The 23013-nt window shown below is 63.7% G+C and carries 21 protein-coding genes; 7 read left to right on the top strand and 14 right to left on the bottom strand.

The features are described from left to right. The 4 genes from kdpC to kdpF all read right to left on the bottom strand — a co-directional run bounded on the left by kdpC (position 1) and on the right by kdpF (position 4753). Complete coding sequence (gene kdpC / locus FYK34_RS03110) at positions 1-579, bottom strand: potassium-transporting ATPase subunit KdpC (RefSeq protein ID WP_269203860.1); 579 nt, start codon at positions 577-579, stop codon at positions 1-3. Between the two features lie 126 nt (positions 580-705). After that, positions 706-2826 (bottom strand): potassium-transporting ATPase subunit KdpB, encoded by a 2121-nt coding sequence (gene kdpB / locus FYK34_RS03115; RefSeq protein ID WP_331252019.1) that lies wholly within the window; start codon positions 2824-2826, stop codon positions 706-708. A gap of 26 nt (positions 2827-2852) precedes the next feature. After that, the gene (gene kdpA / locus FYK34_RS03120; protein WP_149295011.1) at positions 2853-4661 is read right to left on the bottom strand and encodes a potassium-transporting ATPase subunit KdpA; all 1809 of its coding nucleotides are present in this window, start codon (positions 4659-4661) and stop codon (positions 2853-2855) included. A 2-nt stretch (positions 4662-4663) separates the two neighbouring features. Next, positions 4664-4753 (bottom strand): K(+)-transporting ATPase subunit F, encoded by a 90-nt coding sequence (gene kdpF / locus FYK34_RS03125; protein WP_103903184.1) that lies wholly within the window; start codon positions 4751-4753, stop codon positions 4664-4666. 225 nt (positions 4754-4978) lie between these two features. On the opposite strand from kdpF, the gene FYK34_RS03135 reads away from it, so the two are divergent. Both FYK34_RS03135 and FYK34_RS03140 read left to right on the top strand, forming a co-directional pair. Then, the gene (locus tag FYK34_RS03135; protein WP_149295012.1) at positions 4979-5398 is read left to right on the top strand and encodes a hypothetical protein; all 420 of its coding nucleotides are present in this window, start codon (positions 4979-4981) and stop codon (positions 5396-5398) included. Positions 5399-5668: 270 nt separating this feature from the next. Continuing rightward, positions 5669-6442 carry a sulfite exporter TauE/SafE family protein gene (locus FYK34_RS03140; protein ID WP_231137359.1) on the top strand — a complete coding sequence of 258 codons (774 nt, stop codon included), beginning with the start codon at positions 5669-5671 and terminating at the stop codon, positions 6440-6442. Here the strand turns inward: FYK34_RS03140 and FYK34_RS03145 are convergent. The 6 genes from FYK34_RS03145 to recA all read right to left on the bottom strand — a co-directional run bounded on the left by FYK34_RS03145 (position 6439) and on the right by recA (position 12677). Then, the gene (locus FYK34_RS03145) at positions 6439-7203 is read right to left on the bottom strand and encodes a substrate-binding periplasmic protein (protein ID WP_168209630.1); all 765 of its coding nucleotides are present in this window, start codon (positions 7201-7203) and stop codon (positions 6439-6441) included. The genes FYK34_RS03140 and FYK34_RS03145 overlap by 4 nt on opposite strands. 207 nt (positions 7204-7410) lie before the next feature. Further along, the gene (locus FYK34_RS03150; protein WP_149295014.1) at positions 7411-7896 is read right to left on the bottom strand and encodes a GNAT family N-acetyltransferase; all 486 of its coding nucleotides are present in this window, start codon (positions 7894-7896) and stop codon (positions 7411-7413) included. 110 nt (positions 7897-8006) lie between these two features. After that, complete coding sequence (alaS, locus tag FYK34_RS03155; protein ID WP_149295015.1) at positions 8007-10640, bottom strand: alanine--tRNA ligase; 2634 nt, start codon at positions 10638-10640, stop codon at positions 8007-8009. 63 nt (positions 10641-10703) lie between these two features. Continuing rightward, positions 10704-11162, bottom strand: coding sequence for an SRPBCC domain-containing protein (locus FYK34_RS03160; RefSeq protein ID WP_149295016.1), 459 nt, complete (start codon positions 11160-11162; stop codon positions 10704-10706). A gap of 4 nt (positions 11163-11166) precedes the next feature. Beyond that, positions 11167-11625: a recombination regulator RecX gene (recX, locus tag FYK34_RS03165; RefSeq protein WP_149295017.1), complete on the bottom strand. Its 459-nt coding sequence runs from the start codon at positions 11623-11625 to the stop codon at positions 11167-11169. Then, positions 11625-12677, bottom strand: coding sequence for a recombinase RecA (gene recA / locus FYK34_RS03170; RefSeq protein ID WP_043611947.1), 1053 nt, complete (start codon positions 12675-12677; stop codon positions 11625-11627). Before recA ends, recX begins: the two co-directional genes overlap by 1 nt. A 156-nt stretch (positions 12678-12833) precedes the next feature. Here recA and hrcA point away from each other — a divergent pair, with 156 nt between their 5' ends. The 5 genes from hrcA to recR all read left to right on the top strand — a co-directional run bounded on the left by hrcA (position 12834) and on the right by recR (position 18179). After that, on the top strand, positions 12834-13856 hold the full coding sequence (hrcA, locus tag FYK34_RS03175) for a heat-inducible transcriptional repressor HrcA (protein WP_149295018.1): 1023 nt from the start codon (positions 12834-12836) through the stop codon (positions 13854-13856). Between the two features lie 53 nt (positions 13857-13909). After that, on the top strand, positions 13910-14941 hold the full coding sequence (gene mltB, locus FYK34_RS03180) for a lytic murein transglycosylase B (RefSeq protein WP_174774495.1): 1032 nt from the start codon (positions 13910-13912) through the stop codon (positions 14939-14941). A 96-nt stretch (positions 14942-15037) separates the two neighbouring features. After that, the gene (dnaX, locus tag FYK34_RS03185) at positions 15038-16963 is read left to right on the top strand and encodes a DNA polymerase III subunit gamma/tau (protein WP_149295019.1); all 1926 of its coding nucleotides are present in this window, start codon (positions 15038-15040) and stop codon (positions 16961-16963) included. Positions 16964-16968: 5 nt separating this feature from the next. Next, on the top strand, positions 16969-17307 hold the full coding sequence (locus FYK34_RS03190) for a YbaB/EbfC family nucleoid-associated protein (protein WP_231137360.1): 339 nt from the start codon (positions 16969-16971) through the stop codon (positions 17305-17307). A gap of 272 nt (positions 17308-17579) precedes the next feature. Beyond that, positions 17580-18179, top strand: coding sequence for a recombination mediator RecR (recR, locus tag FYK34_RS03195; protein ID WP_149295021.1), 600 nt, complete (start codon positions 17580-17582; stop codon positions 18177-18179). A gap of 6 nt (positions 18180-18185) precedes the next feature. Here the strand turns inward: recR and FYK34_RS03200 are convergent, their stop codons facing one another. The 4 genes from FYK34_RS03200 to FYK34_RS03215 form a co-directional block, all read right to left on the bottom strand. Then, on the bottom strand, positions 18186-18974 hold the full coding sequence (locus FYK34_RS03200; RefSeq protein ID WP_168209631.1) for a substrate-binding periplasmic protein: 789 nt from the start codon (positions 18972-18974) through the stop codon (positions 18186-18188). A gap of 191 nt (positions 18975-19165) precedes the next feature. Next, on the bottom strand, positions 19166-20185 hold the full coding sequence (locus FYK34_RS03205; RefSeq protein WP_149295023.1) for a GGDEF domain-containing response regulator: 1020 nt from the start codon (positions 20183-20185) through the stop codon (positions 19166-19168). After that, positions 20175-20597: a response regulator gene (locus tag FYK34_RS03210; RefSeq protein WP_149295024.1), complete on the bottom strand. Its 423-nt coding sequence runs from the start codon at positions 20595-20597 to the stop codon at positions 20175-20177. Before FYK34_RS03210 ends, FYK34_RS03205 begins: the two co-directional genes overlap by 11 nt. Beyond that, on the bottom strand, positions 20594-22960 hold the full coding sequence (locus tag FYK34_RS03215; RefSeq protein WP_168209632.1) for a GAF domain-containing sensor histidine kinase: 2367 nt from the start codon (positions 22958-22960) through the stop codon (positions 20594-20596). The genes FYK34_RS03210 and FYK34_RS03215 overlap by 4 nt, the downstream gene beginning before the upstream one ends. Between the last annotated feature and the right edge of the window lie 53 nt (positions 22961-23013).

The raw sequence follows: 23013 nt of genomic DNA on the forward strand, positions 1-23013 counted from the left end.
TTAGGCCTTCTTGGAGAGTTGGTCCAGCGCCAGATTCAGTTCCAGCACATTGATGCGCGGCTCGCCGAGCAGGCCGAAGGTTTCGCCTGTGATATGGCTGTCCACCAGCTGGCGCACCGTGCTTGCCGGCAGTTTACGCGCGGCGGCCACGCGGTCAACTTGGTAGTAGGCGGCGGCCACGGAAATGTCGGGGTCCAGGCCGCTGGCGGAGGCGGTGGCCAGATCCACCGGCACCAGGCCGGTCTGGGTCGGGTGCGCCTTGCGCAGATTGTCGACATTGCCCTTGACTGCGTCCAGCTGGGCCTTGTTGGTCGGACCCAGATTGGAGCCGCCGGAGCTGCCGGCATTGTACGGCATCGGGCTGGTGGCCGACGGACGGCCCCAGAAGTACCGTTCGCCGCTGAAGTTCTGGCCGATCAGGCGCGAACCCACCACTTTGCCGTCTTGGGTGATCAGGCTGCCGTTGGCTTGCGCTGGGAACACCGCCTGGGCGATGCCGGTGGTGGCCAGCGGGTAGGCCAGGCCGGTGAGCAGCGACAGGCCGCCGAAGATCACCAGCAGGGGACGTATGACTTTCACGATAATCCTTTCCATTCTCTTGGCGAGGGGCCCGCGCCGCTTGCTTGCGCGGCGGGCCCGCCTTCGCCCGGTTCCCGGCATGCCGGGGGGATGCCCCGGAACCGGTCCGGGAACCTGGTTAGCCTGTTACACCAGACCCAGCGCGCCCAGCGTCAGGTCAATTACCTTGATGCCGGCGAACGGAACCAAGAGGCCGCCCAGGCCGTAGACCAGCAGATTGCCGCGCAGCAGTTCGGCCGCGCTCTTGGCGTGGTACTTCACGCCCTTCAGCGCCAGCGGGATCAGGAACACGATGATGACGGCGTTGAAGATCACAGCGGACAGGATGGCGGAGGCCGGGCTGTTCAGGCCCATCACGTTCAGCGCGTTCAGCTGCGGGTAAGTGCTGGCGAACGCCGCCGGGATGATGGCGAAGTACTTGGCCACGTCGTTGGCGATGGAGAAGGTGGTCAGCGAGCCGCGCGTCATCAGCATCTGCTTGCCGATCTCCACGATTTCGATCAGCTTGGTGGGGTTGGAGTCCAAGTCCACCATATTGCCGGCTTCCTTGGCCGCCTGGGTGCCGGTGTTCATCGCCACCGCCACGTCGGCTTGGGCCAGCGCGGGGGCGTCGTTGGTGCCGTCGCCGGTCATCGCCACCAGCTTGCCTTCCGCCTGATGGCTGCGGATCAGCTTGAGCTTGGCTTCCGGCGTCGCTTCGGCCAGGAAGTCGTCCACGCCGGCTTCCGCGGCGATGGCGGCCGCAGTCAGCGGGTTGTCGCCGGTGATCATCACTGTCTTGATGCCCATTTGGCGCAGCTCGGCGAAGCGTTCCTTGATGCCGCCCTTGACGATGTCCTTCAGCTCGATCACGCCCAGGGCGCGCTTGCCTTCGGCCACCAGCAGCGGGGTGGAGCCGCGACGGGCCACTTCCTCGGCGCTTTTCGCCAGCGCGTCCGGGAACTGGCCGCCCTGTTCGGCGATGTGGCGGCGGATGGCGTCGATGGCGCCCTTGCGGATCTGGCGGCCGTCGTAGTCTATGCCGGACATGCGCGTTTGCGCGGTGAACGGGATGAACGCGGCTTCATGGCTGGCCAGTTGGCGCTCGCGCAGATTGAATTTCTGCTTGGCCAGCACCACCACGCTGCGGCCTTCCGGCGTTTCATCGGCCAGGGAGGCGAGCTGGGCGGCGTCGGCCAGGTCTTTCTCCGACACGCCCGGCGCCGGAATGAAGGCCGACGCTTGGCGGTTGCCCAGGGTGATGGTGCCGGTCTTGTCCAGCAACAGCACGTCCACGTCGCCGGCGGCTTCCACCGCGCGGCCAGAGGTGGCGATCACATTGGCGCCCATCATGCGGCTCATGCCGGCCACGCCGATGGCGGACAACAGGCCGCCGATGGTGGTGGGGATCAGGCAGACCAGCAGGGCCACTAGGGTGGTGATGCTGATCGGGCTGCCGGCCTTGGCCGCTTCCACACTGAACAAGGAGAAGGGCAGCAGGGTGACGGTCACAATCAGGAACACGATGGTCAGCGCCACCAGCAAGATGGTCAACGCGATCTCGTTCGGCGTCTTCTGGCGCTTGGCGCCTTCCACCATCGCGATCATGCGGTCGAGGAAGGTTTCGCCCGGATTGACGGTGATTTTCACCACGATCCAGTCGGACAGCACGCGGGTGCCGCCGGTGACGGAGGAGAAGTCGCCGCCGGACTCGCGTATCACCGGCGCGGATTCGCCAGTGATGGCGGATTCGTCGACCGAGGCCACGCCTTCCACCACTTCGCCGTCCACCGGGATCACGTCGCCGGCTTCCACCAGCACGAAGTCGCCCTTGCGCAGGCTGGTGCCGTCGACGATGCTCTTGGCCGCGCCGTGATTGCCGCCGGCCAGTTTCTTGGCCACCACGTTCTTCTTGGCGGAGCGCAGGCTGGCGGCCTGGGCCTTGCTGCGGCCTTCGGCCAGCGCCTCGGCGAAGTTGGCGAACAGCACGGTGAACCACAGCCACAGCGCCACCGCCAGGATAAAGCCGGAGGAGGCTTCGCCGTGTCCGCTCAGCGACTGCAGCCACAGGCCGGTGGTCAGGATGCTGCCCACGTAAACCACGAACATCACCGGGTTGCGCCACTGGGTGCGCGGCGACAGCTTCTTGAACGAGTCGACGATGGCCGGCTTCACCAGCGTCGGGTCCAGCATGGACTTGCTCGCGCTCTTGTGGCCGCCGACCGTCGGGTCGGCTGCCAGCATATTGGAATGATTCTTGTCGTTCATATCGAGTTTCCTTGACTGACGGGCGCTTAGCGGGCGGCGATCATCTGCAGATGCTCAACCACCGGACCCAGTGCCAGGGCCGGAACATAATTCAGCGCGCCCACCAGCAGCACGGTGCCGATCAGCAACACCACGAACAGCGGGCCATGGGTGGGCAGGGTGCCGCCGGTGACGGCCAGGCGTTTCTTGGCGGCCAGCGAACCGGCGATAGCCAGAATGGGCACGATCATGAAGAAGCGGCCGAAGAACATGGCCAGGCCGGTCATGATGTTGTAGAACGGCGTGTTGGCGGACAGGCCGGCGAAGGCGCTGCCGTTGTTGTTGGCGGCCGAGGTGAAGGCGTACAGGATTTCGCTGAAGCCGTGCGCGCCCGGATTGAGGATGCCGGCCTTGCCCGCGCCTACGCTCACGGCGATGGCGGTCAGCGCCAGCACCAGGGTCGGGGTCACCAGGATGGTGATCGCGGTCATCTTCATCTCGTAGGTTTCAATCTTCTTGCCCAGGTATTCCGGGGTGCGGCCCACCATCAGACCGGCGATGAACACCGCCAGGATGGCGAAGATCAGCATGCCGTACAGGCCGGAGCCGACGCCGCCGAACACCACTTCGCCCAGCTGCATCAGGAAGATCGGCACCATGCCGCCGATCGGGGTCAGCGAGTCGTGCATGGCGTTGACCGCGCCGCAGGAGGCGGAAGTGGTCACGGCGATGAACAGCGAGGTGTCGATGATGCCGAAGCGCACTTCCTTGCCTTCCATATTGCCGCCGGATTGCAGGCTGCTGGCTTTCTGGTCCAGGTGCAGGGCCTTGTATTGCGGCACGCCGGCTTGCTCGGCGCGGGTCACCACGGTTACCGCGGTGGCGAACAGGATGGTCATCGCGGCGAGAATGGCCCAGCCCTGGCGGCGGTCGCCCACCATGCGGCCAAACAGGAAGCACAGCGCGGCCGGGATCAGGAAGATCGCGATCTCCTGCAGGAAGTTGGACAGCGGTGTCGGGTTCTCATACGGATGGGCGGAGTTGGCGTTGAAGAAGCCGCCGCCGTTGGTGCCCAGCATCTTGATGGCTTCCTGCGAGGCCACCGGGCCCATGGGCAGGGTTTGCGTCTGGGTGGTCTTGTCTTCCATCACCGGCTTGCCGTCCTTGCCGGTCACCGGATTGCCCTTGGCATCCACCTTGGGCTGCTGATACTTGGTCGCTTCCAGCGTGTGCACGTCTTGGTAGGAGGACAGGTTCTGGATGGCGCCTTGCTGGGTGAATGCCAGCGCGAACACCACGGCCAGCGGCAGCAGCACGTACAAGGTCAAGCGGGTGACGTCCACCCAGAAGTTGCCGATCTTGGCGCTGCTGTGGCGGGCGAAGCCGCGGATCAGCGCGATGACCACGGCGGCGCCGGTGGCGGCGGACAGGAAGTTCTGCACGGTCAGACCCAGCATCTGGGTCAGGTAGCTCATCGTGGTTTCGCCGCCGTAGCCTTGCCAGTTGGTGTTGGTGACGAAGGAAATGGCGGTATTAAATGAGGAGTCCGAGCTCACCGCGGCCATGGCCTGCGGGTTGAACGGCAGCGCCCCTTGCAGGCGTTGCAGCGCGTAGACGGCGATGACGCCGAGCACGTTGAACAGAATCAGCGCGACGGTATAGCCGCGCCAGCCCATTTCCTCATCTTGCTTGATGCCGGCCAGGCGGTAGAAGGCGCGCTCCAGCGGCGCGAAGAAACGCGCCGGACCGACGTTGTCCCCCTGCATGATGCGCGTCATGTACGCGCCTAGAGGCCAGGCCAGCGCGATCAGCACGACCAGGAACAGCCCCAGTTGGAGCATGGCGGGTGTAGACATGATTAGAAATTCTCCGGTTTGACCAATGCGTAGATCAGATAGACGAACAGTCCGAGCGCCAGCGCGGCGCTGATCAGGTACCAAACACTCATTGTTTGCCTCCCAGTCGGTCACAGGCTGCGATCAACAGCCAGGTCAATGCGCCGAACAGCGCGACCAAGCCCAGATAAAGCCAGTCCATAGTGAAAATCTCCATGCGTAATGTGCGATGTGGAAGGTACGCAATCGGACGTCAAAAACCTGATAAAAGCGGAGGGAGGGATGTAAAGAAGGTATAAAAATGATCTGCCGTAGCGCTTTTTCTTTGGAAAGTACGCATGGGAAGACGATTTTGGATTTTTATTTACAAGATAGGCGCGGAGCGAGCCATGCTTGGCTGTCGCCGCTGGCGGGGAAAAGAGAATGTCGATGCGGGGCTGCGCTCAGGCGGGATGCCGAGCGTGGGAGGAGCAGGGGGCAGAGCCCCCTATCGGGATTCAGAACAAATCGTCGCAGCGATCTGCCAGGAAGCGGGCATCATCACGGTCATGCGCGCGCTGCCGCACTTTTTGCTGGCGAGACTTCTCGCCTTCGCTCAGCTGCGGTTTGGCAACCGCGTAGAGGAAACTTTCGTGTTGGTCACGGGCTTGTTTTCTGCGAACGCTCAGGGGGATACGAGAAATCATCCTGCACCTTTCGATCTCGAAACGTGGACTTCTCAGGGCGATCCTGGCGACAGCGGGCGGATGGGCCGCTAACGGGTCGGGCTGCGCCCTGACGGTATCAAGTTGACGCGATTTGTTCGATTTGTAAAGCACTTGGATGTAAATCAGAGGGCGATTGTGGCGTCCTTTGTCGTTGGTTCCGGTTCAAACATAGGCCAGGCTTGTTACGTTGCCGTGATGGTGTGGTGAAACTTCTCCGGTAAAAATGGCTTATGTTTCAGTGATATATTGTTGTATCAAAAGGATCTAAATTGTTATAAGCAAAGCGCGTAGCATCTGGGTGATCTAGCAGGATAAATGGGGATGGCTATGGATTTGGGATATACGGTGGCTGGCTTGGCGGTCGGCTTCATCGTCGGGCTGACCGGCGTGGGCGGCGGATCGCTGATGACGCCCATCCTGCTGTGGTTTGGCGTTTCGCCGGCCACCGCGGTCGGCACCGACCTGATGTATGCCGCCCTGACCAAGGCAGGCGGCGTGGTGGCGCACCACAAGCAAAACCACATCGACTGGCGCATCACGCTGCGCCTGGCGTTTGGCAGCGTGCCGGCCGCCTTGCTGACTCTGGGCTTGCTGTCCTGGCTGCAGGTTCCGCCCAAAGTCATGGATGAAGTCTTTCGTTCCGTGCTGGGCCTGGCCTTGTTGCTGACGGCTGCAGCCATCCTGTGCAAGCCCTGGCTGCTGAAGGTGGGCGGACGGCATGTGGCCAAACTGGGCGCAGACGGCCGCAGCTGGCCCACCATCTTGGTGGGCGCGCTCCTTGGCGTGCTGGTCACCCTGAGCTCCATCGGCGCCGGCGCCTTGGGCACGCTGGCCTTGTTCATGCTGTATCCGGCCTTGTCTACTTCCCGCCTGGTGGGCACCGAGATCGCCCATGCCGTGCCCTTGACGCTGGTGGCAGGCTTGGGCCACGCCAGCATGGGCCATCTGGACTGGGTGCTGCTGCTGAAGCTGCTAAGCGGCTCCCTGCCTGGCATCTGGCTGGGCAGCAAGCTGACGGGCAAGCTGGCGGAGCACTGGTTGCGCCCGGCGCTGGCCGTGATGCTGGCCTTGGTGGGCGGCAAGCTGGTGTTCTAGTTCTGGCTGGTGGGGTGGGTGTAGCGCTTCAGCAGCGCGGCGTAGCGCCCATCCTGTTTCAGCTTGTCCAAAGCCGCCTGCAGGCGGGCGATGTATTCGGGGTTGCTGTCTTTTTGCAGGGCAAAGTAGAACTGCGTGCTGTCGTCCAGCGTCAACACCGACTCCAGCCGCTCTGGGTCCAGCCCCTGCAGATGCGCGGCGTAGCGTTGGAACATGGCCACGCCAACCGTGTATTGGACCCGATGCGCGTACAGCAGCTTGACGGACAAAGCCTCGTCGTTGGTCAGCACCAGATTGCGGTTGTCCGAGAAGCCCCGGTTTTCCATCATTTTCTGTCCCGGCGTATCGCGCGGCACGGCGATCAGCGCATGCCTGGCCTGATCTATGGACGTGAAGGGCGCGCTGCGCGAGCCGCTGAGCCGGAACATCTCGATGGGCAGCGGCAGCGCCGGTCCCACCCATTTGAACAAGCCCTCCCGCTCCGGCGTGCGCACCGTCAGGTAGAGCACGGAATTGGGCGTCTGCTGCGCCTCGTGCAGCGCTCGGCTCCAGGGCTTGATTTGAATGGTGGCGCGCAGTCCGCTCTCGCGCAGCATCATCTGCAGCAGCTCGTTGGAAAACCCCTTGTAGTCGCCATTTTGCTCATAGCTGAGGGGCGGGAGGTTTTCTGTCAGCGCATTGAGTTCCGGCATGGGCTGGTCGGCCTGGGCTGTCAGCAACTGGCAGCAGCAGGCGAGCATGGCAAGCAGAGGCAGGCGCATGGCGTCTCCCGGCATGGATTTATGGTTCCAATATAAGCGTGCTGCCGGCGCGCAAGCAAAAAAAAAGCCCCGGGAGAAGCCCGGGGACGTCAAAGCAAACAACAAAGGAGAAGCCATAAGAAGCAGGGGTATATTACTGAACCCTGATTTCTTATGGCTTGATGTGAAACAAACTTACAGCCGTGAGTTTCAAAAAAGGCGCAATGCTTACATGGCGGCGATGCGCTTGCCCATCAGCACGCGCTCGTCGTCGACGGCATCGGCATAGGGCTGGCGTTCAAGCTCCACGTAACCCAGGCGCTGATAGAAGGCCAGGTTGTCGGGCAGACGGCGGCGCGTGGCCAGGCGCAGATCTATCACGCCTTGCGCGCGCAGCTGCGCTTCGGCATGGCGGAGCAGGGCAGAGCCCAGGCCCAGGCCCTGGCGGTCCGGATGGGTGCAGACCCGCTTGATCTCGGCGCAGCCGTCGTCGGGCGGCAGGACCAGCAGGCAGGCATCCAGCCGTCGCGCCTGTGAGGCCAGGAAGAGCTGGCTGCCGCTGGCCAGGTGGCCGGTCAGGCTGGCGACGGTTTCGTCCAGGGCGGTGGGGCGGCTGGGCAGGGACTCGGCCAGCGGGCCGAAGGCCTGCTGGATCAGTTGGCAGACAGCCGGCAGGTCGTCCCAGTCGGCGAGGCGGAATTCCGTGGCATCCATGGCGAGCTCCCAAGTTTGGACCGGCTTATTCTGGTCCGCGATTATTACCGAATGAAAAACGGCCGCATGATAGTCATGCGGCCGTTTTGATCAGGACTGGGCGACGCGGCTTACAGCTTGCCGGCTACCCAGGCTTCCACGCCCGCGAGCGCGGCGTCCAGGTTTTCCGGCTGGGTGCCGCCGGCCTGGGCCATGTCCGGCCGGCCGCCGCCCTTGCCGCCCACTTGCTGGGCGACGAAGTTGACCAGCTCGCCGGCCTTGACCTTGCCGGTCAGGTCGGCGGTGACGCCGGCCACCAGCGCCACCTTGCCGTCGCCCTTGGCGGCCAGCACGATGGCGGCGGAACCCAGTTTGTCCTTCAGCTTGTCCAGCGTTTCGCGCAGCGCGGTGTTGTCGGCGCCCGGCAGTTCGGCGGCCAGCACTTTGACGCCGTTGATGACGGCGGCGCTGTCGGCCAGGCTGTCGCCGGCGGAGGCGGCCAGCTGGCCCTTCAGCTTGGCCAGCTCTTTTTCCAGCGCTTTGGCGTTGTCCTGCAGCGCGGCGATCTTGGCCAGCACTTCCTCGCTGGTCTGCGCCTTCAGCGCGCCGGCGGCTTCCTTGATCAGCGCGTCCTGGGCCTGGATATAAGCCAGCGCGCCTTCGCCGGTCACGGCTTCGATGCGGCGCACGCCGGCGGCCACGCCGCCTTCGGCCACGATCTTGAACAGGCCGATGTCGCCGGTGCGCTTGACGTGGGTGCCGCCGCACAGCTCGGCGGAGAAGTCGCCCATGGTCAGCACGCGCACTTCTTCGCCGTATTTTTCGCCGAACAGCATCATGGCGCCGGACTTCTGCGCGTCGGCCATGCTCATCAGCTCGGCCTTGACCTCGTAGTTGGCGGCGATGACGTGGTTGACCACGCGTTCCAGCTCGGCGATCTGCTCAGCCGTCACGGCTTCGCCGTGGGCGAAGTCGAAGCGGGTGCGTTCCGGGTTGACCAGCGAACCCTTCTGCGCCACATGGCTGCCCAGCACATGGCGCAGCGCCGCGTGCAGCAGGTGGGTGGCGGAGTGGTTGCGGGCGCTGGCCAGGCGTTGATGCAGGTCGATGGTGGCGGTGACCGCGTCGCCCACCTTCAGCGCGCCGCGGGCAAGCCGGCCCTTGTGGCCGAAGACCGCGCCCTGGATTTTCTGGGTGTCGGCCACGTCGAACAGCGCGTCCAGGCCGCCGGTGGCGGAGATTTCGCCCACGTCGCCCACCTGGCCGCCGCCCTCGGCGTAGAAGGCGGTGTTGTCCAGCACCACGATGCCTTCGTCGCCGGCCGCCAGCGATTCAACCGGCTCGGTACCCTTGTACAGCGCCAGCACCTTGGCTTCCACGCTGGACTTGTCGTAGCCGTGGAAGCGGGTGTCGTCGCCGCTGTAGCTGAGCTTGCCGCTCATCTTGAAGTTGGAGCCGGCGCGGCCGCGCTCGCGCTGGGCCTCCATCGCACGCTCGAAGCCTTCCAGGTCGGCGTGGATGCCGCGCTCGCGGCAGATGTCGGCGGTCAGGTCCACCGGGAAGCCGAAGGTGTCGTACAGCTTGAAGATGGTGTCGCCGTCCAGCGCGGTCTTGCCGCCTTCCAGCGCGGCGTCCACCAGGGCCATGCCGTTTTCCAGCGTTTCGGCGAACTTGATTTCCTCGGCGCGGATGGCGTCTTCGATCTGGGCCTGTTTTTCCAGCAGGTCCGGATAGGCTTCGCCCATCTCGGCGGCCAGGTCGGCCACGATCTTGTGGAAGAACAGACCCTTCTGGCCCAGCTTGTAGCCGTGGCGGATGGCGCGGCGGGCGATGCGGCGCAATACATAGCCGCGGCCTTCGTTGGACGGCAGGATGCCGTCGGCGATCATGAAGGAACAGGCGCGGATGTGGTCGGCGATCACTTTCAGCGACGGCACGTCCTGGCTGTATTCCACGCCGGTTTCGCGGGCGGCGGCGCGCACCAGGCAGGCCAGCGCGTCGGTTTCGTAGTTGGACTTCACGTGCTGCAGCACGGTGGACAGGCGCTCCAGGCCCATGCCGGTGTCGACCGAGGGCTTGGGCAGCGGGTGCAGCACGCCGGCTTCGTCGCGGTTGAACTGCATGAAGACGTTGTTCCAGATCTCCATGAAGCGGTCGCCGTCTTCGTCCGGGCTGCCCGGAGGGCCGCCGGCGACGGACGGGCCGTGGTCGTAGAAGATCTCGGTGCACGGGCCGCAGGGGCCGGTGTCGCCCATGGTCCAGAAGTTGTCGGACGCGTAGGGCGCGCCCTTGTTGTCGCCGATGCGGACGATCTTGTCGGCCGGCACGCCGACGGTCTTGTGCCAGATGTCGTAGGCTTCGTCGTCGGAGGCGTACACCGTCACCATCAGCTTGTCTTTGGGCAAGGCCAGCCATTGCTCGCCGGTCAGGAATTCCCAGGCGAAGGTGATGGCGTCGCGCTTGAAGTAGTCGCCGAAGCTGAAGTTGCCCAGCATTTCAAAGAAGGTATGGTGGCGCGCGGTATAGCCGACGTTTTCCAGATCGTTGTGCTTGCCGCCCGCGCGCAGGCATTTCTGGCTGGTGGTGGCGCGGGTGTAGTCGCGCTTCTCGAAGCCCAGGAACACGTCCTTGAACTGCACCATGCCGGCGACGGTGAACATCAGCGTCGGGTCATTGCCCGGAATCAGGCTGCTGGAGGGTACGACCTGGTGGCCTTTGGAGGCGAAGAAATCCAGGAATTTCTTGCGAATTTCAGAAGTTTTCATGATTTTGGGTCAATTTTCCAAATCTGGTCCGGGCGCCATGCCGGGACGAATCCGACGATTGTGTCAAGCCGGGGCCTGGCTGGCAAGCGCTTCGCAGCGCTGTTTCAGCGCCTCATTCATGGCCAGGAAACCCTGACGGGTGGCTGTTTGCAGTTTTTGGCCGAAAAGCGGCAACAGCAGACCGGAAAAATCCTCGCCGTGATGAAGGCGGGTATGGCCGTTTTCCAGCGCTTCCAAGCGGAAGTGGTGCTCGCCGTCGAACAGCCCCGGCAGCAATAGCTTGCCTCGCCAGCGCAGCTGTTGGCCGGTGTTGAACGCAGTCAGCCGCGGGCGGAAAGTCAGGCGTCGCCCGCCGGGCGGATGGAGAGTGGCCACGAGGCTGGCGCCCGTCTCGCGGCGGCCATGCAGGCCGACGATGAAGGGATTCCATTCCGGGTAGCGCGGCCAGTCGGTCAGCACTTGCCAGACCTGTTCGGGTCCGGCGGCGATGTCGATCGCGGTGGCGATGCTGCGCGTGGCCATGGCTTCAGTCCTCGTAGATGTCGTCGTCGGCGCCGCCGGTTATCACCTGGCGGATCACGTCGGCGGGAAAGCCGCGCTGCGCCAGGAAGCGGTATTGCTTGGCCTTCTCCGCCGCGTCGGCGGGCGGGCGGCCGAATTTCTTGCGCCACTGTTCGCGCGCGCTGGCCAGATCGTCCCGGCCGGCCAGGGCCTGGCGTATGGTGTCATCGTCCACGCCGCGTTGGCGCATTTCCTGAGATAGCCGCCGGCTGCCGAATTTGGCGCCCTTGCTCGCCGCGTATTGCTGGGCGAAGCGGTCGTCGGACTGCCAGTTGGCGGCGGCCAGCTCGTCCAGCACGCTTTCCAGCTGCTCGGCGCTGTCGGCAAAAGGCGCGAGCCGCCGAACCAGCTCCCGCCGAGAGTATTCCCGGCGGGACAATAGTTCGACGGCTCGCGCCTTCAGGCTTTTGCCCTGTTCCGCCATCAGGCGTCGAAGGCGTCGTCGGCGAACTCTTCGTCGCCCTGGTTTTCATTGATTTCGATCTTCACGCCCACCGCTTCGCGGATCTTGCGCTCGATTTCGTCGGCGATGGCCGGGTTGGCCTTCAGCCATTCGCGGGTGTTGTCCTTGCCCTGGCCGATCTTCTGGCCGTTGTAGGCGTACCAGGCGCCGGACTTGTCGATGAAGCCGTGCTTGACGCCCAGCTCGATGATTTCGCCCTGGCGCGAGATGCCCTCGCCGTACAGGATTTCGAAATCGGCTTGGCGGAACGGCGGGGAGACCTTGTTCTTCACCACTTTGACGCGGGTGTCGTTGCCGATCACTTCCTCGCCCTTCTTGATGCCGCCGGTGCGGCGGATGTCCAGGCGCACGGAGGCGTAGAACTTCAGCGCATTGCCGCCGGTGGTGGTTTCCGGGTTGCCGAACATCACGCCGATCTTCATGCGGATCTGGTTGATGAAGATCACCAGGGTGTTGGTGCGCTTGATGTTGCCGGTCAGCTTGCGCAGCGCCTGGCTCATCAAACGGGCCTGCAGGCCGACGTGGCTGTCGCCCATCTCGCCTTCGATTTCCGCCTTGGGCACCAGGGCGGCGACGGAGTCCACCACGATCACGTCCACGCCGCTGGAGCGCACCAGCATGTCACAGATTTCCAGCGCCTGCTCGCCGGTGTCCGGCTGCGAGATCAGCAAGTCTTCGACGTTGACGCCCAGCTTTTGCGCGTAGACCGGGTCCAGCGCGTTTTCGGCGTCGATGTAGGCGCAGGTGCCGCCCAGTTTTTGCGCTTCAGCCACGGCCTGCAGACACAGGGTGGTTTTACCGGACGATTCCGGGCCGTAGATTTCGACCACGCGGCCGCGCGGCAGGCCGCCGACGCCCAGCGCCAGGTCCAGGGTCAGCGAACCGGTGGAGATCACTTGCAGGTTTTCGGTGATCTGGTTGTCGCTCATGCGCATGATCGAGCCCTTGCCGAACTGCTTTTCAATCTGGGCGAGGGCGGCGGCCAAGGCCTTGCTCTTGTCTTCGGAAGCCATGCTGTCTCCAAATGGGGTTGGTCGGACCAATAATGGGGCGATTATCGCAGAAAACCAGTGGGCGAACAGCAGCTTGCTGCCCGCCGTTTTCATGCCGGACGCGCAAAGCCGCGCCGCGCCTCTTTTGGCGCGGTGCAGGATGTGTACAATGGAGGCATGATGAACGAACGCGCCCAACATCTGCTCAAGATCCTGATCGAGCGCTATATCGCGGATGGTCAGCCGGTCGCCTCCAAGACCCTGTCGCTGCTGCCGGGCGTGGAGTTGTCTTCGGCCTCCGTGCGCAATGTGCTTGCCGATCTGGAAGACATGGGGCTGATCGCCTCGCCGCACACCTCGGCCGGCCGCGTGCCCACCGCGCGCGGCTATCGGCTGTTCGTCGACCGACTGCTGACCATACGCCCGCTGGATGACGTGTCCCTCCACGAGCTGGAGCACAGCCTGCAGCCGGATAGCCCGCAGCGCATCGTGCAGGCGGCGTCGTCGCTGTTGTCGGAGTTGACCAGCTTTGCCGGGGTGGTGCTGACGCCGCAGCGCAGCGACGTCGCCTTCCGCCAGATCGAATTCCTGCGCCTGTCCGAGCGGCGGGTGCTGATGATCCTGGTGACGCTGGACGGCGATGTGCAGAATCACCTGCTGCTGACCGAGCGCGACTACACCCAGAGCGAGCTGATCGAAGCCGGCAATTTCATCAATCAGCACTACGCCGGGCAGGGCCTCGGCGCCGTCGCCCAGCGGGTGGAGGGCGAGCTTGCGCAGCTGCAGGGCGATATCGCGGAGCTGATGGCCGCGGCGGTGAAGCTGGGGCAGCAGACCTTGAGCCAAAGCAGCGAGGATGTGGTGGTCAGCGGCCGCTCGCGGCTGTTGCAGGTGAATGATTTGTCGGACGACCTGTCGCGTCTGAGGGAGTTGTTCGGCGTGTTCGAGCGCAAGACCGAACTGTTGAAGCTGCTGGCCCAGGGCCGTGACGCGAGCGGCGTGAACATTTTCATCGGCGAGGAGTCTGGCGTGGTGACGCTGGACGAATGCTCGGTGGTGACGGCGCCGTATTGCATCAACGGCCAGGTAGTGGGCACGCTGGGCGTGGTCGGTCCCACGCGCATGGCCTACGAGCGCGTGATTTCCATCGTCGACATCACCGCGCGCCTGGTCAGCAATGCCTTGTCCTTCCGTGACTGATGCGCGCCTTCGCCCTAAACACGACAGACTCGAATCCGATAAAGAGCAGAATAATGAAAACCATGCACAAACTGGCCGCCCTGGCCGCCGCCGCCTTCGTCTCTCTCCCGGCCTGGGCGGACTCCGCCTTCCTGGCCCGTCCCGACGTGCAGCGCTACATAGACGAGCAAGTGGCCAGCGGCCAATTCAACCGGCCGGAGCTGGAGGCGGTGTTCGCCCATGTCGAAATCAAGCCCAATATCATCCGCATCCTGGATCGGCCGTCCACCTCGAGGCCGTGGTACCAGTTCCGCGCCTCCACCGTCAACGACAGGCTGATCGCCGACGGCGTGGCCTTCTGGCAGGCCAATGCCGACGCGCTGGCGCGCGCTGAGCGCCAGTATGGCGTGGCGCCTGAGCTGATCGTCGCCATCCTGGGCGTGGAAACACATTACGGCCGCAACACCGGCAGCTTCCGCCTGGTGGATTCGCTGTCCACCATAGGCTTCGACTACCCGCGCCGCGCCCAGTACTTCCGCGGGGAGCTGACCCAGTTCCTGCTCTTGGCCAAGGAGGAAGGCAAAGACCCGCTGACGCTGAAGGGCTCCTACGCCGGCGCCATGGGGCTGCCGCAGTTCATGCCGTCCAGCTACCGCAAGTGGGCGGTGGATTTCGACGGCAACGGCCATCGCGACATCTGGAACAATCCGCATGACGCCATCGGCAGCGTGGCCAATTACTTCCAGCTGCACGGCTGGCGGCACGGCGATGACGTGGTGGTGCCGGCCAGCGTGGTGGCGGGGCCGCAGATCGACCAGCTACTGGCCGATAAATTCAAGCTGCATTACACGGTGGGCGAGCTGCGCCAGATGGGCGTGGCGCCGCAGGCGCCGCTGGCGGACGACGTGCCGGCGGTGCTGTTTTCGCTGGAGAGCGCGCCCGGCGTCACTGAGTACTGGCTGGGCCTGAACAATTTCTACGCCATCACCCGCTATAACCGCAGCGCCTTGTACGCCAAGGCGGTGCAGGAAATCGCCGACCAGCTGCGCTCGCGCTATTACGCCCAACTGGCCCAGCAGGCCGGGCCGGCCTCCGCAGCCCGATAAGCCCGCTGCGTTTCCGATGCCAGCCGGCGCCGCCTCCGTGGCCGCGCCGGCGAAACCTGTCGCCTTGCGCGGCAATTGCCATTAAAATCCGCCCCCATGAGCTATCAAGTCCTTGCCCGCAAGTGGCGTCCCAAGCGCTTCGCCGACCTGGTCGGCCAGGAGCATGTGGTCCGCGCCCTGTCCAACGCCCTCAAAGAGCAGCGGCTCCATCACGCCTACCTGCTGACCGGCACCCGGGGGGTGGGCAAGACCACTATCGCCCGCATTCTGGCCAAGAGCCTGAACTGCGAAACCGGCACCACGGCGGAGCCTTGCGGCGAATGCCAGGCCTGCCGCCAGATCGACGCCGGCCGCTATGTGGACCTGCTGGAGATCGACGCCGCGTCCAACACCGGCATCGACAATATCCGCGAAGTGCTGGAAAACGCGCAGTACGCGCCGACCATGGGCCGCTTCAAGGTCTACATCATCGACGAAGTGCACATGCTGTCCAAGAGCGCCTTCAATGCGATGCTGAAGACGCTGGAGGAGCCGCCCGGCCACGTCAAGTTCATCCTGGCCACCACCGATCCGCAGAAAGTGCCGGTGACGGTGCTGAGCCGCTGCCTGCAGTTTTCCCTGCGCAATATGACGCCGCAGCAGGTGTCCAGCCATCTGGCCCACATGCTGGACGTGGAAGGCATCCATTACGAGGCGCCGGCGCTGGCGCTGCTGGGCCGCGCCGCCTCGGGTTCGATGCGGGACGCGCAGTCCTTGCTGGATCAGGCTATCGCCTACGGCATGGGCGAAGTCAAGGAAGACGGCGTGCGCGCCATGCTGGGCGCGGTGGACCGCCGCTACCTGTTTTCTCTGCTGCAGGCCCTGGCCGCGGCCGACGGCCCCTTGCTGATGGCCGAGGCCGACAAGCTGGCTGAACGCGGCATCAGCTTCGACGCCGCCTTGGCGGAACTGGCCGTGCTGCTGCAGCAACTGGCGCTGGCGCAGACCGTGCCTGCGGCGCTGGCCGACGACGAGCCGGAGCGCGAGGCCATCTTTGCGCTGGCCGACGCCATCGCGCCGCAGGACGTGCAGCTTTACTATCAAATCGCCATCCACGGCCGCAAGGACTTGGCCCTGGCGCCGGATGAGCACGCCGGCTTCAATATGACCTTGCTGCGCATGCTGGCCTTCCATCCGGTCAACGCGCCGGCGGAAAGCGCCGCGCCTACGCGCCCGGCCGCGCCCAGCCAGCCGCGTCCGGCGGCGGCTTCCGCCATGGCCGCGGCCAGCGTGTCGCTGCCGGCGGAGCGGGGCCTGTCTCCGGCAGCGCGCGCCTTGCAGGCCGCCGGTCTTGGCAATCAGGCCAAGACCGCGCCGCGCGCCGAGCCGGATGAGGCCGCGGCCCCGGCAGAGCCCGAGCCCGAGCCCGCCCCTAGGCCGCAAGCCGTCGCTCAGGTTCAGCCCGCGCCCGCGCCGGCGGCTCCCCAGCCCGGAACCGCGCCGTCCTCGCCCCGCGCAGCCGTGCCTTCGCCGGTAGAGGAGGCCGACGAGCGCGACGACGAGGAGATCGTCGATACGCCCTGGCAGCAGGACGAGGATGGCTTGCCCGATTACGCCATGCAACCGCCGCTGGAAGACGAGCCTGTCAGCTACTGCTTTGACGGCGACTGGCCGCGGCTGGTGGCGGAGTTGGGCGCCAAGCTCGGCGCGGCGCGCATGCTGGCGCATAATGCGGTATTGAAGAACTGGAGCCAGAGCCGGCTGGAGCTGGCGGTGCCCGAGAGCTTCCGCCACATGAGCGGACGCGACTACCAGGAAAAACTCAAAGCCGCGCTGGCCGACCGTTTCGGCCACGCGGTGGAACTCGCGGTGACGGTGGAGGAGCTGGGGATAGAAACCCCGGCCATGACCGGCGCCCGCTTGCGCCAGGAGCAGTTGGCCGCCGCCCGCGAGTGTTTGCAAAACGATCCGGTGGTGCAGCAGATGGTGCGCGAGTTCGGCGCCACGCTGCTCATCGAGACCATTCAACCCGTACAGGAGTGACCGCGATGTTCGGCAAAGCAGGTATTGCCGGCCTGATGAAGCAGGCCCAGCAAATGCAGGAAAACATGAAGAAGGCCCAGGACGAACTGGCCAAGGTGGAAGTGGAAGGCCAATCCGGCGCCGGCATGGTCAAGGTGACGATGACCTGCTCCCACGACGTCAAGCGCGTCGCCATCGACGACAGCGTGCTGGAAGACGCCAAGGACGACAAGGAAATGCTGGAAGACCTGATCGCCGCGGCCTTCAACGACGCCGTGCGCAAGGTGGAGGCCACCACGCAGGAGCGCATGTCCGGCTTCACCAACGGCCTGAATCTGCCGGCCGGGATGAAATTCCCGTTCTGATCCCAGGGCCCGGCGACGGGCCTTTTTCTTCGGCGCGACATCCAGGCGCTGGCTGCGCCTCCCGTAATAGGCGGGACGCGCGAACGCTTGAGAAGCTGAAGCCATTTCCGCCACGAAATCCACGCAAAACACGAACATGAAGGCCGGGCCGGAGTGGGCTGCCGTCGATCGGACGGTCGGTGCCTGTTGTTTTGCGTGAGGCTTTGTGGATGGCGTGGCGGAGATCTAGCTATTTCTTATCCGTACGATTTCGTGGTGTATGAGGTTTTGGGATGAAAAATCCTCCCGCGCTGGAGCAATTGATCTCCGCCCTGAAAGTCTTGCCTGGCGTGGGGCCGAAAACCGCCCAGCGCATGGCCTTCCACCTGCTGCAGCGGGACAAGAAGGGCGCCGACAAACTGGCGCGCGCGCTGGACGTGGCGCTGAACCAGCTGACGCACTGCCAGCGCTGCAACACCTTCAGCGAGGCCGAACTGTGCGCCATCTGCGCCGACGACAGCCGCCGCCAGGATCAGCTGTGCATCGTGGAGATGCCGGCGGACTTGATGATGCTGGAGCAGGCCAAATGTTTCGAGGGCCTGTATTTCGTGCTGATGGGGCGGGTTTCGCCGCTGGACAATATCGGTCCCAAGGACCTGAACCTGGACAAGCTGCTGCCGCGCGCCCTGGATGGCCAAGTGAGCGAGATCGTGATCGCCACCAATTTCACCGCCGAGGGCGAGGTCACCGCCCATATGCTGAGCGAGTTGTTCAAGGGCCGCGGTTTGACGCTCACCCGCATCGCGCGCGGCATGCCTGCCGGCGGCGAGCTGGAGTACGTGGACCTGGGCACGCTGGCGCAGGCGGTGTATGAGCGCCGCGGCGTTTCCTGATCGGGTTCAGCGGAAGTTGGGCAGCATGTCGGCCACCTGATATTTCGCCACCAGCTGGCGGTAATACGCGCCCTGCCGCAGTTCGGCGTAGGCGCGGGCAAAATCGGCGGCCAGTTTGGGGCTGTTTCCCTTGTTGCTGAAGGCGAGGTAGATCGGGGTCTGTTCGAAGGCGATGCCCGGCAGCCTGCGGATTTGCGTCGCCAGCTTGGCGTTTTCATGTTCCAGCTGTTGCAGCGCGCCGGCGGTGGCCAGCGCCAGGTCGTAACGGCCGGCCGCCATCATCTGCATCAGTTGCGTGATGTTCTGCGCGTGATGGTCGATCACATTGTCCTTGTCGATCAGCGTATTGATTTCCGCGCCGTAGAAATAATTTTTGGCCGCGCCGACGCGGTACTGCCTGGCGATGTCGGGCAAAGCCGAGGGCATGGCCATGCGCTTGATCCGCTCCGCCATGCCGAACAGGCCGATCTGTTGCAAGTGCAGCTGATTGCCGGGCAGGAACATGGCGTAGCCCTTGCGCTTTTCCGCCGCGGCCATATAGCTGACCGCATTGACCCTGCCGTCGGCCAGCATGGCCTCGGCGCGCGCCCAGGGCACGGCCAGGAATGTGAGGTCCCAATCCAGCCGCTGCGCGGCGGCCCGGATCAGTTCAATGTGGAAACCGGTTAGCCGGCCGAGATCGTCCCGATATTCAAACGGGCGGTTGTCGGCATCCTCCAGCGCGATGTCCACCCTGGTGGCCGCCGCGGCAAACAGCGGCATGACAAGCAGCAATAGGGCGAAGCTTCTCATCATGCGTCTCTCGATCTGGGGCTTTGCCCTGGGGCGGCGCTGGGCGCCACCGCGCGCGGACGCCTGATTGCCGGCGCAGCGTGCCGGCTTTTTTGCCGGGCGCCTGTCTGGCAGTTCTCCATGCCGACTCGTCTCCTTTCCGCTATTGCCCGCCCAGGGCGGCGCCAGGCGCGGCTGCCGGTCGCGCGGCGCCGTCATCCCTCCACCCGGTTCCGACCGGCATGCTTGGCCGCGTAAAGCGCCTGATCGGCGCGCTCCATCATGCTGTGGATGTCGTCCTGCTGCTGGTAGGCCGCCACGCCGAAACTGGCGGTGCAGCGCTCCACGATGGGAAAGTCGTAGCTTTCCACTGCTTGCCGCAGTTTTTCCGCCAGCACGCGCGCGCCGCGCAAATGGGTGTCGCTGCAAATGATGAGGAATTCTTCTCCGCCCCAGCGCACGGTGATGTCGCAGGCGCGTATGGTGTTGCGGATGATCTCGGCCATGGCCTTGAGCACCTCGTCGCCGGTTTGGTGGCCATGGCGGTCATTGACCTGCTTGAAGTGGTCGATGTCCAGCAAGATGAAGGAGAAGGGGCTGGAGAAGCGCTTGGCCACCGCAAACTCGTGCGGCAGCATTTTTTCCAGAAACAGGCGGTTGTACAGGCCGGTCAGGCGATCCGTGGTGGCCAGCCGGTTCAGCTCTTCATTTTTCTGTTCCAGCTCCCGGGTGCGCGCCCTGACGATTTCTTCCAGCTCGTCATTCATTTTTTGCAGCTTATCGATATAGGAGCGCAGCTCCTGGTCCAGCGCATAGGCGCGGATCGCGGATTGCAGGGTCAGGATCAGGTCTTCGTTCTGCCATGGCTTTTCCATGAAGCGGAACAGGTTGGCGTCGTTGATGGCGCGCTTGACGCCCTGCATATCGCTTTGCCCGGTCAGCATGATCTTGATGGCGGCAGGCTGGTTGGCGTGCACGCGCACCAGCAGCTCGTCGCCTTTCATGCCGGGCATGATGTAGTCGGCCAGGATGATGGTCAGCGGCAGGTCTTCCCGGCGCAGCTCCTCGATCAGGTCCAGTGCTTCTTGGCCGCTTTCGGCGATCTCGACCACGAGTTCGTTGTGGAAGTGGTGGGACAGGGTGTTGCGCAGGGCGCTGAGCACGGCGATGTCGTCATCGACGCAGAGCACGACCTTCGGCTTGGATGAGCGGGTGTCTTGTCGATCATTCGACATCGTTGTTCCCCATCCTTTGCCAAAATGTCTCCAGCTCGATGTCTATGCAGCGTATCAGGTCCGCCGCATCCCAGGGCTTGGAGAAAAAGTGATTGGCCGAGCCTGAGGCCAGCGCGGACTGGATGGTGGCCTCATTGCCTTGCCCCGACAAGATGACGGTGATGATGTGGGGAAACAGTTTCTTGGCTTGGGTCAGGAAGGCATCGCCATTCATGCCGGGCATGATGAAGTCGGAAATGATCACCAGTGGAATCCAGCCGTCGGAGGAAATCTCCTCCAGAATATCCAGCCCCTCCTCCGCGCTTTCGGCGATTTCCACCAGATAGGCCGGGTATTGCTTTTTTAGCTGGTCGCGCAGGGCGATGAGGACGCTGGGTTCGTCGTCCACGCACAAAATAACGCCTTTTTTCATATTGCCTCCTGCCGATAAGGCAAGAAAACCCTGAAAGTCGTGCCTTGCCCCACGTCGCTGGAGAATTCTATTTTCCCCTGGTGGCGCTCAATGATTTTTTTGACAATATCCAGTCCCAGTCCCGTGCCTTCGCCTCTGGGCTTGGTTGTGAAAAAAGGATCGAATATGCGGTCTTTTATGGTTTCTGGAATGCCGCAGCCAGAGTCTGAAACCGATACTACGGCATAGTTTCCATCGCTTTGAATGCCAAGGCGCAGCGTTCCCTGGCAATTCATCGCTTGCAAGGCATTGGATATCAGATTGGTCCAGACTTGATTCAGCTGATCGGGTTGGCATTTTATGTGGGGGATGTCCTGATATTCCCGGATCAGCTCGATGTTTTGCTTGATTTTATTTTGATAAATAGTCAATACGGTTTCAATGCCGTCGGCGAGGGGAACCTCCACCATTTCCCCTTCATTGTCGAAACGGGAGAAGCTCTTTAGCGCAAAAATGATTTTCCCGACGCGGTCCACGGCCATATTGATGTTGGCGGCATTCATGGTGACCGAGTAAATATTGTATGCGGCGTTCAAAATGGCATTGCTGTCGGCATGGCGCAGCAGGGGCAGGAAGTCTTGGTAGCGCTCCTGCGCGCGCAGCTGGACCAGCATGGCGGCCTTGCCGCGCGCGTCGTCGATGCCGATTTCCCCCAGCTGCTCGGCCAGCTGGCGGGTCAGGCTGCGCTCTTCCCGGCTGTTGAAGGCCGTATTGGCCGCGCGGCCCCCTTCCAGCAAGCGCTTGAACAGCGCCCGATGCGGCTCGTCCAGCCGCAGCAGCAGGTCCGGCAGTTCGTCCATGGCGTGCTCCAGCGCCTCCAGGATGTTGTTGCCGCTGGACTTGATGGCGCCGATGGGGGTGTTGATTTCATGAGCGACGCCGGCGACCAGCTGGCCCAGCACCGCCATCTTTTCCGACTGTATCAATTGCCCTTGGGTCTGCCGCAGATCTTGCAGGGCTTGGTCGGCGTGTTGGCGCGCGGCCTTGACCAGGTCGTAGGACTGCGCATTGCTGAGCGCGATGGCGGCATAGGCCGCGATGGAGCGGAAAATCTCCAGCTCCCGTTGCTGGAATGAATGGTCCTGATGGCTGAGCCCCATGGCGATGCCGATGCGCTTGCGCCCGGCAATCAACTGATGCACCACGCCCTGCTTCAGGCTGCCGGGCTGAGGGGTGCAGCCCGGCAGGTGCAGCCGCGCCAGGTCTTCCGCATCGAGCAGGCGCATTTCGCAATCGCCGAGGAAGGATTGCGCCAGAAAGTCATCGGGGCAGTCCAGCGGCAGCGGCGGCGCGTCCGCTTCCTGGCCATCGTATATGCAATAGATCCACTCCAACCGGCGGGCGTCGGCCTGGAGCAGGGCGACGGAAAAACCGCTGATGGCTATCAGCTCGCGCAGGTGCTGGTAAAGCGCCAGGCAGATTGCCTTGCTGTCCAGGCTGGCCGTCAGGGCCTTGCCGATGTCGCCCAGCTGGCGCAGGGTGTCGGCCGAGTGCTGCAACGCGATATTGGCCTGGTGCAGGTCGGCGGTGCGTTGGTGCACCAGCTCGCTCAGGTGGTCGCGGTGGGCCGCCAGCTCCTCTTCGTACTTGTTTTTCTGCTGCAGATAATCGGAAAGATTCTGCTGCATGGTGTTGATGCCGCTGGCCAGCTTGTCCAGTTCGTCGTGATAGGTGTGCTTGCGGTCCAGGCGGATCAGGCGATGCAAGCTTTCGGGCGAGAACTGGTCCAGGTGTTGGGCGATCTGGCGGATATGCGAGGTGACGTAGCGGTTGAAGATCAGCATCAGGAAGCCAGCCAGCATCAGGGAGTAGATGGTTTGGGTGAGAATGATGTTGACGATCTCGCGTTTGAGTTCGGCGATAAGCAGCCGGCTGTCGCCCTCGATTTCCAGGCTGCCTATGGTTTCCGTGGTATTGGTGGTGGTGTCGTGGTGCTTGAGCAGGAAGAAGATCTTAGGCGTCCAGCTGGTATCGTGCCAGCCGGGCTTGGCCAGTTTGAAGGCTTCGGACTCATAGGGCTTTTGCGATTCGGCGTTCAGATTGATCAGCTTGATGCTGACCTGGCCCACCGACTGCACGTGGAAGCTGCTGTGCAGGTGTTCTTCAATCGCGCTGCGGTCCAGGTCCCAGATGGCCTTCTTCAGCGTTTGCTGGTAGATGTCGCCTATCAGGTTCAGCTGCTGCTGCATGGCCTGCAGATTGCTGTTCCAGGTCAGCCAGGTTTTGACGATGACGGTGGCGAGTGTGAACGCCAAGCAGAATAGCAGCGTGGCCAAGACCAGGCGGCCGGCCAGGGACCTGGTGCCTGTCTTGCCGTTTCTCATGTTCCGCATCCCGACTTCGATTGTCTCGTGCCAGATATTCCCTATTTGTAGCG

This window comes from Chromobacterium paludis, from assembly GCF_008275125.1.
Taxonomy (GTDB): Bacteria; Pseudomonadota; Gammaproteobacteria; order Burkholderiales; family Chromobacteriaceae; genus Chromobacterium; species Chromobacterium paludis.

Bases quoted from the DNA above. Each gene is read 5' to 3' on its own strand.
- kdpB (WP_331252019.1), bottom strand. From the start codon at position 2,826: ATGAACGACAAGAATCATTCCAATATGCTGGCAGCCGACCCGACGGTC.
- kdpA (WP_149295011.1), bottom strand. From the start codon at position 4,661: ATGTCTACACCCGCCATGCTCCAACTGGGGCTGTTCCTGGTCGTGCTG.
- kdpF (WP_103903184.1), bottom strand. From the start codon at position 4,753: ATGAGTGTTTGGTACCTGATCAGCGCCGCGCTGGCGCTCGGACTGTTC.
- FYK34_RS03135 (WP_149295012.1), top strand. From the start codon at position 4,979: ATGGGAAGACGATTTTGGATTTTTATTTACAAGATAGGCGCGGAGCGA.
- FYK34_RS03140 (WP_231137359.1), top strand. From the start codon at position 5,669: ATGGCTATGGATTTGGGATATACGGTGGCTGGCTTGGCGGTCGGCTTC.
- FYK34_RS03145 (WP_168209630.1), bottom strand. From the start codon at position 7,203: ATGCGCCTGCCTCTGCTTGCCATGCTCGCCTGCTGCTGCCAGTTGCTG.
- FYK34_RS03150 (WP_149295014.1), bottom strand. From the start codon at position 7,896: ATGGATGCCACGGAATTCCGCCTCGCCGACTGGGACGACCTGCCGGCT.
- alaS (WP_149295015.1), bottom strand. From the start codon at position 10,640: ATGAAAACTTCTGAAATTCGCAAGAAATTCCTGGATTTCTTCGCCTCC.
- FYK34_RS03160 (WP_149295016.1), bottom strand. From the start codon at position 11,162: ATGGCCACGCGCAGCATCGCCACCGCGATCGACATCGCCGCCGGACCC.
- recX (WP_149295017.1), bottom strand. From the start codon at position 11,625: ATGGCGGAACAGGGCAAAAGCCTGAAGGCGCGAGCCGTCGAACTATTG.
- recA (WP_043611947.1), bottom strand. From the start codon at position 12,677: ATGGCTTCCGAAGACAAGAGCAAGGCCTTGGCCGCCGCCCTCGCCCAG.
- hrcA (WP_149295018.1), top strand. From the start codon at position 12,834: ATGATGAACGAACGCGCCCAACATCTGCTCAAGATCCTGATCGAGCGC.
- mltB (WP_174774495.1), top strand. From the start codon at position 13,910: ATGAAAACCATGCACAAACTGGCCGCCCTGGCCGCCGCCGCCTTCGTC.
- dnaX (WP_149295019.1), top strand. From the start codon at position 15,038: ATGAGCTATCAAGTCCTTGCCCGCAAGTGGCGTCCCAAGCGCTTCGCC.
- FYK34_RS03190 (WP_231137360.1), top strand. From the start codon at position 16,969: ATGTTCGGCAAAGCAGGTATTGCCGGCCTGATGAAGCAGGCCCAGCAA.
- recR (WP_149295021.1), top strand. From the start codon at position 17,580: ATGAAAAATCCTCCCGCGCTGGAGCAATTGATCTCCGCCCTGAAAGTC.
- FYK34_RS03200 (WP_168209631.1), bottom strand. From the start codon at position 18,974: ATGATGAGAAGCTTCGCCCTATTGCTGCTTGTCATGCCGCTGTTTGCC.
- FYK34_RS03205 (WP_149295023.1), bottom strand. From the start codon at position 20,185: ATGTCGAATGATCGACAAGACACCCGCTCATCCAAGCCGAAGGTCGTG.
- FYK34_RS03210 (WP_149295024.1), bottom strand. From the start codon at position 20,597: ATGAAAAAAGGCGTTATTTTGTGCGTGGACGACGAACCCAGCGTCCTC.
- FYK34_RS03215 (WP_168209632.1), bottom strand. From the start codon at position 22,960: ATGAGAAACGGCAAGACAGGCACCAGGTCCCTGGCCGGCCGCCTGGTC.